This is a genomic window from Methylotetracoccus oryzae, from assembly GCF_006175985.1.
In the GTDB taxonomy this organism is placed as follows: Bacteria; Pseudomonadota; Gammaproteobacteria; order Methylococcales; family Methylococcaceae; genus Methylotetracoccus; species Methylotetracoccus oryzae.
Map to the genome: position 1 here is coordinate 205,176 of NZ_SRSH01000008.1, position 9,717 is coordinate 214,892.

Annotated in this window: 7 protein-coding genes; 1 reads left to right on the forward strand and 6 read right to left on the reverse strand. The window is 61.0% G+C overall.

Going from position 1 to position 9,717, the window contains the following annotated elements; translation table 11 throughout:
* Positions 1 to 14 precede the first annotated feature (14 nt).
* The 4 genes from leuC to BWR02_RS10310 form a co-directional block, all read right to left on the reverse strand.
* A complete protein-coding gene (gene leuC / locus BWR02_RS10295) occupies positions 15 to 1,418 on the reverse strand; it encodes a 3-isopropylmalate dehydratase large subunit (protein ID WP_139557641.1) in 1,404 nt (467 codons plus the stop codon).
* 83 nt (positions 1,419 to 1,501) lie between these two features.
* Complete coding sequence (gene adk, locus BWR02_RS10300; protein WP_139557642.1) at positions 1,502 to 2,146, reverse strand: adenylate kinase; 645 nt, start codon at positions 2,144 to 2,146, stop codon at positions 1,502 to 1,504.
* A 158-nt stretch (positions 2,147 to 2,304) separates the two neighbouring features.
* Positions 2,305 to 4,221: a molecular chaperone HtpG gene (gene htpG, locus BWR02_RS10305; RefSeq protein WP_139557643.1), complete on the reverse strand. Its 1,917-nt coding sequence runs from the start codon at positions 4,219 to 4,221 to the stop codon at positions 2,305 to 2,307.
* Positions 4,222 to 4,339: 118 nt separating this feature from the next.
* Positions 4,340 to 4,939 carry a DNA-3-methyladenine glycosylase I gene (locus BWR02_RS10310; protein ID WP_201276224.1) on the reverse strand — a complete coding sequence of 200 codons (600 nt, stop codon included), beginning with the start codon at positions 4,937 to 4,939 and terminating at the stop codon, positions 4,340 to 4,342.
* Positions 4,940 to 5,260: 321 nt separating this feature from the next.
* Between BWR02_RS10310 and glgX the strand changes: the two genes are divergently transcribed.
* On the forward strand, positions 5,261 to 7,372 hold the full coding sequence (glgX, locus tag BWR02_RS10315) for a glycogen debranching protein GlgX (protein ID WP_139557644.1): 2,112 nt from the start codon (positions 5,261 to 5,263) through the stop codon (positions 7,370 to 7,372).
* 46 nt (positions 7,373 to 7,418) lie between these two features.
* Here glgX and BWR02_RS10320 read toward each other — a convergent pair whose 3' ends face one another.
* Positions 7,419 to 8,237 (reverse strand): quinoprotein dehydrogenase-associated SoxYZ-like carrier, encoded by an 819-nt coding sequence (locus BWR02_RS10320; RefSeq protein ID WP_139557645.1) that lies wholly within the window; start codon positions 8,235 to 8,237, stop codon positions 7,419 to 7,421.
* Between the two features lie 62 nt (positions 8,238 to 8,299).
* The gene (locus BWR02_RS10325; RefSeq protein WP_236102103.1) at positions 8,300 to 9,223 is read right to left on the reverse strand and encodes a quinoprotein relay system zinc metallohydrolase 2; all 924 of its coding nucleotides are present in this window, start codon (positions 9,221 to 9,223) and stop codon (positions 8,300 to 8,302) included.
* Positions 9,224 to 9,717: the final 494 nt, after the last annotated feature.

A 9,717-nucleotide genomic window follows, 5' to 3' on the forward strand; every position in this document is an offset into this window, starting at 1 on the left:
TTAACCGATCAGGCTCAGAGGCGGGTGATGTCGACGAAATGACCGTGGACGGCTGCGGCCGCCGCCATCGCCGGGCTCACGAGATGGGTTCGACCGCCATAGCCCTGGCGTCCCTCGAAATTCCGGTTTGAAGTCGATGCACAGCGTTCGCCGGGTTCGAGGCGGTCGGCATTCATCGCCAGACACATCGAGCACCCCGGTTCTCGCCACTCGAATCCGGCTTCGCGAAAGATCCGGTCAAGTCCTTCGCGTTCGGCCTGTTCCTTGACCAGGCCCGAGCCAGGTACAACCAGCGCAAGCCGCACATTGCTGGCCCGCTGCCTGCCTTGCACTACGGCGGCGGCCGCGCGCAGGTCCTCGATGCGCCCATTCGTGCAGGAACCAATGAAAACTTTGTCGACCGCCACGTCGGTCAGCGGGGTACCGGGTTTCAGGCCCATGTAGTCGAGTGCGCGTTGTATCCCCGCGCGGCGCGTCGCATCAGCTTCGGCATTCGGATCCGGGACTCTGCCATCGATCGGCAACACCATCTCGGGCGAGGTTCCCCAGGTGACTTGTGGACGGATGTCCTCAGCGCGGATTTCCACCTCGGCATCGAAGTGGGCGCCGTCATCGCTATGCAAATGTGCCCAGGCGGCGACTGCCTGGTCCCAAAGTGCGCCCTTCGGGGCGAAGGGCCGGTTGGTCAGATAGTTCACCGTGGTGGCATCGACCGCGATCAGTCCGGCACGCGCACCGGCCTCGATTGCCATGTTGCAGACGGTCATGCGGCCCTCCATCGAGAGGTCGCGGATGACCGACCCGGTGAACTCGATCGTGTAGCCCGTGCCGCCGGCGGTGCCGAGCCGTCCGATGATGGCCAGAATTACGTCCTTGGCGGTCAGACCCGGCTGAAGGGTCCCTTCCACGGCGACGCGCATGTTCTTGGCTTTCCGCTGCACCAGACATTGGGTGGCGAGTACGTGCTCGACTTCCGAGGTGCCGATGCCGAAGGCTAGGGCCCCGAATGCGCCATGCGTCGAGGTATGCGAGTCGCCACAGACGATGGTCATGCCGGGCAAGGTCGCGCCCTGTTCCGGTCCCATGACGTGCACGACGCCCTGCCGAATGTCCGACATCGCGAACTCGGTAATGCCGAACTCCGCACAGTTGCGGTCCAGCGTCTCGACCTGGAGCCGCGAGATCGGGTCGCTGATGCCGGCCTGACGGTCGGTGGTCGGCACGTTGTGGTCGGGTACGGCGAGGTTTGCGGACCGACGCCAGGGTTTCCGGCCGGACAGCCGCAGACCCTCGAACGCCTGTGGTGAGGTGACTTCGTGGATCAGCTGGCGGTCGATGTAGATCAACGCCGAGCCATCGTCTTCGGCCAGGACGAGATGATCGTTCCAGATTTTGTCGTAGAGCGTTTTGGCGGTCATCGGCTTCGGGCAGGTTTCGGTATCAAACAATGTGGGACGACGTCCCCCGTACGTTTCGACAAACGGTAGTGATTTTTTCTCGCTCAGCTCAATGCTGCGAACAGTCGCGAGCGGATCTCGTCGACGGTTCCGATGCCATCGATACTGGCAAAGCTCAGCGCGCCGGACTCTGCGTGCTTCGTGTAGTAATCGACCAGTGGCCGAGTTTGCTCGTGGTAGACGTTGAGGCGTTTCCGTACCGTCGCTTCTTCGTCATCCGCGCGCTGGATCAGGGGCTCTCCGGTGACGTCGTCCTGATCCGCCACTTTCGGCGGGTTGAAGACGGTGTGGTAGGTGCGCCCGGATGCAGGGTGGATGCGGCGTCCGCTCATGCGCTGCACGATGGTCTCGTCGTCCACACGAATCTCGACCACGCAGTCGAGTTGAATACCCATGGCAGCCAGTCCATCGGCTTGCTTGATGGTGCGTGGAAAGCCGTCGAGCAGGAAGCCTCGCTGGCAATCGGGTTGCGCGATGCGCTCTTCGATCAGACCGAGAATGATGTCGTCGGAGACAAGGGCCCCGCTGTCCATGACCTGCTTGGCTTGTAGTCCGAGCGGTGTGCCCTTGGCTACCGCGGCGCGCAGCATATCGCCCGTCGAAATCTGTGGGATGCCGTAGTGCTCGGTCAGGAACTGGGCTTGTGTGCCTTTGCCGGAACCGGGACTCCCCAAGAGGATAATGCGCATACCTAACCTCTGCACGAAATTGCGCATCATGCCATAAAGGCAGGGGATAAGTCATGACGCCAGATCCCTCTGGCACGCTTGGGATCGGATCTGCACGGGGAGGGACGCGGTTGATCGCCGACGCGCCCCTCCGAAGGGTAATTGCAGGGGTCTGCAGCCTACTGCATCAGGCCCTGCAACAGGCTGTTGATGCGGTGGACGAACTGCGACGGATCGTCCAGTTGTCCGCCCTCCGACAACACCGCCTGATCGAACAGGATGCGAGCGAGATCGTTGAAGCGCTGCTCGTCGGCTTCGTGCTTCAGATGGTTGACGATGGCATGGCCAGGGTTGATTTCAAGCACCGGCTTGCTGGCCGGCACCTGCTGACCGGCGGCCTTCATGATGCGCTCCATCGTGCGGCTCAGCCCATAGTCTTCCGAGATCAGGCACGAAGCCGACTCGGTCAGGCGGTGGCTGATCCGGACGTCGCTTACGCTGTCACCGAGTGCCGTCTTGACGCGCTCGGTCAGCGGTTTCAACTCTTCGGTCAGCTTCTCCTGCTGCTCCTTGTCCGTAGCTTCGTCCTCGCCCAGCTTCGATAGGTCGAGGTTGCCCTTTGCGACTGACTGCAGGTGTTTGCCTTCGTATTCGGTCAGGTAACCGACCAGCCACTCATCGACGCGATCGTGCAGCAGCAGGACCTCGACGCCCTTCTTCCGGAACACTTCGAGATGCGGGCTGTTTGCCGCTGCCCCGTAGGATTCAGCGGTAATGTAGTAGATCTTGTCCTGATCCTCCGGCATCCGTGCCAGGTAGTCGGCCAGAGAGACCGTCTGAGCGTCGCTGCCGGTATGGGTTGAGGCGAAGCGGAGCAGTTTGGCGATTCGCTCGCGGTTCTTGAAGTCTTCGATCGGCCCTTCCTTGAGCACCGAACCGAACTCCTTCCAGAATGTTGCGTATTTCTCGGGCTCGTTGGCGGCGATGTCTTCGAGCAGGCCCAGGACTTTCTTGACCGCACCCGAGCGGATCTTTTCGAGTTGCTTGTTCTCCTGCAGGATCTCGCGCGAGACGTTCAGCGGCAGGGAATCCGAGTCGATCACGCCGCGCACGAAGCGCAGATACCGCGGCATCAGCTTCTCCGTGTCCTCCATGATGAATACCTTGCGCACGTAGAGACGCACGCCGCGCTTGGCGTCGCGGTCCCACAGGTCGAAGGGGGCATGCGCGGGCACGTAGAGCAGCAAGGTGTACTCGTTGGTGCCCTCGACCCGGCTGTGCAAGCGGGCCCAGGGTTCCTGGAAGTCGTGCGAGACGTGCTTGTAGAACTCGTTGTAGGCTTCGTCGCTGATGTCTTCCTTGGACTTCGCCCAGAGCGCTGAGGCACTGTTGATGGTTTCCCATTCGACTTCCGTAGCCTTCTCCTCTTCATCGTCCCCCGTGACCTTGTCCTTAGTCATCAGGATGGGTACGGAGATGTGGTCCGAGAATTTACGGATGATGCTGCGGAGCTTCCAGCCGTCGAGGAATTCGTCTTCATCCGCGCGCAGGTGCAGCGTGACGCGGGTTCCGCGTTCCGGTCGGTCAATCGTTTCCAGTGTGTAATCGCCTTCGCCGGTGGACTCCCAGCGGACGCCGTCGCTCTGGTTGTGGCCTGCCTTGCGGGTCTCGAGCACGACCTTGTCGGCGACGATAAAGCTGGAATAGAAGCCGACGCCGAACTGTCCGATCAACTGGCTGTCCTTGGCCTCGTCTCCGGTCAGCGACTCGAAGAACTTGCGGGTTCCGGAGCGGGCGATCGTGCCGATGTTCTGCTGCACTTCCTCGCGGTTCATGCCGACGCCATTGTCGGTGATCGAGATGGTCCGATTCGCCTTGTCGAATTCGATTCTGACCTTCAGTTCAGCGTCACCCTCATACAGCGCCTCATGCGTCAGCGCCAGGAATCGCAGCTTGTCGATCGCGTCCGAGGCGTTGGAGACGAGCTCCCGCAAAAAGATTTCCTTGTTGCTGTAAAGCGAGTGGATCATCAGGTTCAGCAACTGCTTGACTTCGGCCTCGAAGCCCAGCGTTACCTTTTGCTCAGCGGTAGTCATGTCCGGACAGGTCTCCTTTGGTTGTAGGTGGCACGTGGTGACGATCGAACGCCAATGACCCAGGCGAAATGGGTCGCAGGTCCAGGGTTTTCAAGGGCAGTTCGGTGACGTTCGATCTTCAAACGGAGCGGATCACCTTGGGATTCTGACATTCCGCATGGCGAAAGCAGGTGATCAGGTGATCGTTCACCATCCCGGTGGCCTGCATGTGCGCGTAAATGATCGTGCTGCCGACGAATTTGAAACCACGCCGGCGCAGTTCCTGGCTGAGCCGGTCCGATGCGGCCGAATGCGCTGGAACCTCGGCCATATCCTGCCAGTGATTGATGATCGGATTACCATCGACAAAGCTCCACAGGAACGCATCGAGGCCCCCGAATTCATCCTGAACGGCAAGCGTCTTCTGGGCATTGATGATGGCGCTCTCGATCTTGAGACGATTACGCACAATGCCCGGAAAGCCCATCAGGCGCTCGACCTCGGCCGGACCAAAGCGCGCGACGGCTGCCGGATCGAAATCAGCAAACGCTTCCCGGTAGCCCTGACGCTTCTTGAGGATCGTCGCCCAGCTGAGGCCCGCCTGGGCGCCCTCCAGTAGCAGAAACTCGAACTGCGTACGCTCATCGTGCACGGGTACACCCCATTCCTGGTCATGGTAGCGAACGTAGGCTTCATTCATGCCGGCATAGGACCAAGGGCAGCGGACTGGGCAGGTCATCGGGTTCTCCTGGCTGATTTCGGACGGTCTGGAGCGCACAATCATCGTGCCGGTTCCGGTCCGGGCAGGCCGGACAGAGACGGGAATCGGCCATGTGAACGCTTTATCCCTACTTTGGGTGGCGTTGCAGCATCCCGTGCGAAGCAGTATGGTAGCCGGTGATCAGGAGCACTTTCCGGAAAGCCAGTCCGGCCTAGACCCGGGCACCCAAGTTCAGTCGCGTTGCCAGTAGGGAAACCGGTTGTGATTGCGGGGGCATCTTTCGGAAGGGGGATTTAGGGAGTGCGCCATCAACCGTGTTCCTTAGCAATCGTTCCGGCCATGAACCTCGATCTTCTCTCCGACCGATTTCTCCAGCGAGCTACCCGCGCGTTCCGTTGCAGTGACGGTTCGCCGTTGCCGCTGGGCCCGTCTCTGCAGTCCGCGGGTGTCAACTTCAGCCTTTTCAGCCGTAATGCGACGCGCGTTTGGCTGCTACTCTACGAGACGGCCGAGGCTCGCGAGCCCTGCAGCATCGTCCAGCTGGATCCGCGTCGCAATCGTACCGGAGACATCTGGCACATCCGAGTTGAAGGCGTCGGCCGCGGCTTGGCTTACGCGTTTCGCGTAGACGGACCCTGCGCACCGGAGCAAGGACACCGGTTTGCTCCGGAGCGTGTTCTGATCGACCCTTACGCGACGGCCTTGTACGCGCCACCGAACTGGACATTTGACGAAGCGTGCGGTGACAGGGCGCAGTCCCAGGTTCGCAGCCTGGTCACGGCACCGCAGTTCGACTGGGAGGGTGATCGTCCGCTGCGGTTACCCTGGTCGGAGACCGTGATCTACGAGACGCATGTGCGGGGTCTGACCTGGCATCCCTCGTCACGGGTCAACGCGCCCGGAACCTACCGGGGCGTCATCGACAAGATCCCCTATTTCAAGGAACTGGGCATCACGGCCATCGAGTTCCTGCCGCTGCAGGAGTTCAATCCGGACGAGCTGACGCGGGTCAACCCGATGAGCGGCGAGCGTCTGACCAATTACTGGGGCTACAGCACGATCGCCTTCTTCGCCCCCCACCAGGGTTTCGGGACGCGGCGCTATCCCGGTTGTCAGGTGGACGAGTTCAAGGAGATGGTCAAGGCACTACACCAGGCCGGTATCGAGGTGTTGCTGGACGTGGTCTTCAACCATACGGCCGAGGGTGATGAAACCGGACCCACGTTCAGTTTTCGCGGGCTGGACAACAGCATTTATTACCTGCTTGAAGACGATAAACGGTCCTACAAGAACTATTCCGGCTGCGGCAACACCGTCAACTGTAACCACCCGGTCGTTATCAACTTCATTCTGGAGTGCCTGCGCTACTGGGTTGTCGAGATGCATGTCGACGGCTTTCGCTTCGATCTGGCGTCGATCCTCAGCCGTGACCGGAGCGGGCGGTTGATTCCGAACCCGCCGCTGCTCGAGGCGATCAGCGAGGATCCCATCCTGCGGCAAACCAAGCTGATTGCCGAGGCCTGGGATGCCGGCGGCGCCTATCTGGTGGGGCGTTTCCCGGGAGATGGCTGGTCGGAATGGAACGGCGTCTATCGGGACGATGTGCGTCGCTACTGGCGCGGCGATCAGGGTATGGCCGGCGCGTTCGCGCAGCGCTTGACCGGCAGCGCCGACCTGTACGAGCACAGCGGTCGGTCGGCGGTCCATTCCATCAATTTCGTGACCTGCCATGACGGCTTCACGCTCAACGATCTCGTGTCCTATGAGCAGAAGCACAACTGGGCCAATGGCGAAAGCAATCGGGATGGCTGCGATGCCAACTTCAGCGCCAACTACGGTGTCGAAGGTCCTACCGACGATCCGCAGATTCAGCGGATTCGAACGCGCCAGATGAAAAATTTTCTGGCTACGTTGCTGTTGTCGCGTGGCGTGCCGATGTTGCTGGGCGGCGATGAGTTCTGTCGCACGCAGCGGGGCAACAACAACGCCTATTGCCAGGATAACGAGGTGTCGTGGTTCGACTGGCGTCTGGTTGAACAGAACCGGGCCATGCTCGAATTCACGCGGGGTTTGCTGGCCTTTCGGGCTCGCCACCAGGTGGTGTCGCGCGATGAGTTCTATCGCCCGCAGGATCTGAGCTGGTTCAATGCCTGCGGCTGGATGCCGGAATGGCATTCGGACGCGGCGATCGGCTGCCACTTCCATTGTGCAATGGGCGGGGAGCGGCAATTGTGCATGCTGTTCAACCCGACGTCGCATGCCGTCAACTTCGTGCTGCCGCATCCTCCGGAGAATGACGTGTGGCTCAAGGCCATTGACACCGGGGCGACACCGCCCTTCGATATTTGTGCGCCGGGCGCCGAAATACCTCTGTTCGAGCAGGACAGCCTGCTGGTCTGGGACAAGACTCTGGTGGTACTTCTCAGCGACCGGGACCCGCGCCTAAAGTGATGTGGACTGGTGGAGGCTTGACGCCTCCACCAGGTTCCGACCTCACTCAGGGCGTCAAGGTCTGCGTCGTTGAATAGCGGCCGCCAAGGTTGTCCCGAATTTCCGCCTTCAACTCGCCTTGTCCTTGCGGTACGAAGTAAAACCGGAAGTTTGGGTCCGCGCTGATCGCGATATCGGTCTGAGCCGTCATGACTGGCCTGTCGTTGAAGCTGACTTTGACCTCTTCGACATAGTGAGCTGGTTGCACCATGCGCGAAATCTGATTCATCTGGAGGCCGGTGATGTTCGGATGGCTGATCAGCAGTTGAGTGAGGTTGGGTTGCTGTGGCGTCAGACGCTCACCGTCCATCTTGAATTTCATCTTGCCAAGGCGCGCCATCGCCGCCTCCAGGTCGCCCCCGATCGGGGCCGAACAGCCGCCGCTGGCCTTGACGAAGGCCTTGGCCATATGCACCTTGCCGTCATTGGTCTCGGCGATGGCTCGCACATAGCTATACGAGTTCACGCGGACGCGCATTGCGATATCCGCCTTCCCTGAGTCCGGCGTGAATTCGAACGACGCCCCGAACGGGACCGGGTTATTATCGATGACCAGCGTGATCTTCCTGATGAACCGCTCGGGCGTCTGCGGGATCCGGCTGGTGATCTGCAGCGGGACCAAGGCCGGGTCCTCGGCACGATAGGGCGCGGACAGTTCGATCACGTCGTTGCCTTCCTCGATGGCTTTCTCGCCGATGAACTTTGCGCGCAGGCCATTGACCCAGGCGGTTTCATCCGGCATGTCGCTGGCGCCCGAGCCGAGGCTCGGCGAAAGCAGTGCGATCGCCAGAAGGAGGCTGGAGAAGACAAGTGGGCGACGGTGCATATTCGATTCTCCGTTCAGTATTTATTCCTCGATGATGATTCTTGCTGCCCGCAACAGCGCGGTCAGTCTTCTTCCCATTCAAGCTCGGCGTAGGCAGTCGCGACGTTCCTCGGGTGGAACTCATCGAACAACGCCCAGCGATTGCGTTCGGACCGCCCGGCTGATGCCACCGCCTGCTCGATGGTACGGCCTTGCTTGATCGCCGCGCGAAGCTCGGTACGCAACTCGCTCAGGTATCTTATCTCGGGCGCTGCATCGGCCGGCCAAAATGCCGCGACGGGGCCGTGCCCCGGCACTGCGCGTTTAGCCGGTATCGCACGCACCCGGTCCAGTACCTTCAGCCAACCATTCAGGCTGCCGTCGATCACCGGCAGATGATCCATGAACAACAGGTCAGCCAGCCACAGCGTCTGCGTCGTTTCGTCGTAAACGGTCAGATCGTTGTCGGTATGGGCCGTTGCATGAGCTACCAGAGTCAGACGTCGCTCGCCTAAATCGAGTTCCAACTCGCCGTTGACCTCGATGTCAGGTAGCACGAAGTCTTCCGCGGTCAGTGCGACGTCGAGGTCGCGGCTCGCCTTGTCAATGTAGAAGGCCGCACGTGCCGCCATCGCGGCAGCCAGCTTGTGATGACCGACGAAGCGTACGCCGGGCTCTCTGAAGGCGCGATTTCCGTAGATGTGGTCCGGGTGCACGTGCGTATTGATCACGTAGCAGATCGGCGTGCGGGTCAGTGCCCTGATCCCTTCGCGCAGTGCGCGACCCTGTTCCGGGCTGCCTCCTGAATCGATGACGGCGACGCAGCGCTGGCCTTCGATGAAGCCGATGTTGGCGATCTCCCCCTGATTGTGGCGATCCGGCAGCTCATGCACGCCCTGGTGTACAAAAACGCCCGGGGCTATGGGTTCCAGGTGGATCGTTGTTCGGCCCGAACAGGGGCTTGCGGCGAGCAACAGCAGTGAAGCGAGCAGTGCTGGGCGGGGCATCGGGTCAGTGGCACGGTGAGTGGGGGTCGAAGGGCCGGGATTGTGGACTCGGCTCAACAAATGTTCAATGCCTCCAGCCAGCTCTGAAGCGTGCGTTGCTCGGCGTTCGACACGGTCGGAGAACATGATGCCGGCCATGCCACTTCGTCCAAAAGAACCACGGCGGCCGCTGAATGAATTCGGAACTATCGAGCGATAGTGGGTGTTTTGTGGGCTACCCCCTGGAAGCGCGGCGCGCCGGGGGCTCGGATCTCCTAACCCGCGACGAGGTGGCGCGCTAGCCCTGTCAAACGAGCCCCAAAGCCCGCTTGGGCCTCTGGTTCGTTTGCTCCGTACGGAACGCCTTGTGGCAGGCGTCGTGATGGTCCCTCGGTAGAGTCCAGCGACGTGGTGTAAATCGAGGGTCAGAGATGGGAGGCCATCGCGAACTCCGGTAAGGTTGAAAGTGCGAAAGACAACCTGAACGTGGAGACGACGATGGCCGACGACAGCAT

Excerpts from the sequence above, each read along its gene's own strand:
- leuC (WP_139557641.1), bottom strand. The coding sequence starts at position 1,418 with ATGACCGCCAAAACGCTCTACGACAAAATCTGGAACGATCATCTCGTC.
- adk (WP_139557642.1), bottom strand. The coding sequence starts at position 2,146 with ATGCGCATTATCCTCTTGGGGAGTCCCGGTTCCGGCAAAGGCACACAA.
- htpG (WP_139557643.1), bottom strand. The coding sequence starts at position 4,221 with ATGACTACCGCTGAGCAAAAGGTAACGCTGGGCTTCGAGGCCGAAGTC.
- BWR02_RS10310 (WP_201276224.1), bottom strand. The coding sequence starts at position 4,939 with ATGACCTGCCCAGTCCGCTGCCCTTGGTCCTATGCCGGCATGAATGAA.
- glgX (WP_139557644.1), top strand. The coding sequence starts at position 5,261 with ATGAACCTCGATCTTCTCTCCGACCGATTTCTCCAGCGAGCTACCCGC.
- BWR02_RS10320 (WP_139557645.1), bottom strand. The coding sequence starts at position 8,237 with ATGCACCGTCGCCCACTTGTCTTCTCCAGCCTCCTTCTGGCGATCGCA.
- BWR02_RS10325 (WP_236102103.1), bottom strand. The coding sequence starts at position 9,223 with ATGCCCCGCCCAGCACTGCTCGCTTCACTGCTGTTGCTCGCCGCAAGC.